The 1016-nt window shown below is 47.1% G+C and carries 1 protein-coding gene; it reads left to right on the top strand.

Features of this window, described 5'->3' with window-relative positions; all coding sequences use genetic code 11:
• Positions 1 to 1016, top strand: a 1016-nt coding sequence (locus A1QO_RS20425) for a VCBS domain-containing protein (protein WP_017041104.1), incomplete at both ends; no start/stop codon positions are given.

The raw sequence follows: 1016 nt of genomic DNA, 5'->3' as shown, positions 1-1016 counted from the left end.
GTGCCACAGATAAAGACGGCGACGCTTTAACTATCAGTCACCTTGAATATGCCATCGATGGCCAACCTCAGTCGGGCCAACTTCCAACGGGCATTACCTTAGATGCTGATGGGCATACGTTAATTGTTGATGCCACTGATCCCGCATTTAACCATTTGGCCAATGGTCAGTCGCAACAAATCGCTATCACTTATCAAGTAGAAGATGGCCATGGTGGAAGTACGCAACAAACCGCCACGCTTACGATTGCCGGGACAGATGATAAAGCCACACTGGTTTCTAATGTCATTCAGCTCACTGAAACACAAGCGCTGGATAGCGAATTTAAATCCTATAGAGGCCAGCTTCAGCTGATTGACCCTGATAGTGGCGATAACACTCAGTTTGTTTTTAGCGGTAAATATTTAGGTCAAGGGTTTGAGCCTGGCCACCTTGATGTTTGGCCTAATGGCACTTATCAATTCAGATTAGATACAGGTACCAATCATCATCCGGACGATCTAATCAGTAGCCTACATGCTGGCGAGTCGATGGAGCTCCCCTACGAAGTCGAAACCACTGATGGTCAGAAGCTCACCATTATGGTGAAAGTGACCGGTGAAGATAACCAAGCAAAAATTGCAGTGACGCCCTACTCCAGCCTAAATAATCATGTTTACGAAGATCATACTTCCTTTGGCAATACCACCAGTCAACTCAGCAGTGGTGGCACGTTACAGGTCATTGACCCGGATCACGATCAAGCCGGTTTTATCGCGCAAACCATCACCACCGCCGAAGGTGGTCGGTTCAATATCAACGCACAGGGCCAATGGTCATACGATATTGACAATGATAAAGTCCAACATTTAGGCGCAGGGGAAAGCTTCCAGCAAACCTTTACCGTTGAATCTATCGATGGCAGTGCTAAAAAAGATATTACAGTGACCGTTCATGGCACCAATGATGCTCCCGTCGCATCGGCTGAAGTGCGTTTAGCGAATGGCTTGGAAGATACCCAAATAGTCCTCACCCCA

Origin of the sequence: Vibrio genomosp. F10 str. ZF-129, assembly GCF_000287055.2 — a bacterium.
Taxonomy (GTDB): domain Bacteria; phylum Pseudomonadota; class Gammaproteobacteria; order Enterobacterales; family Vibrionaceae; genus Vibrio.
The sequence above is the reverse complement of the archived record's forward strand: the minus strand, read 5'-3'. Positions and strand labels throughout refer to the sequence as shown.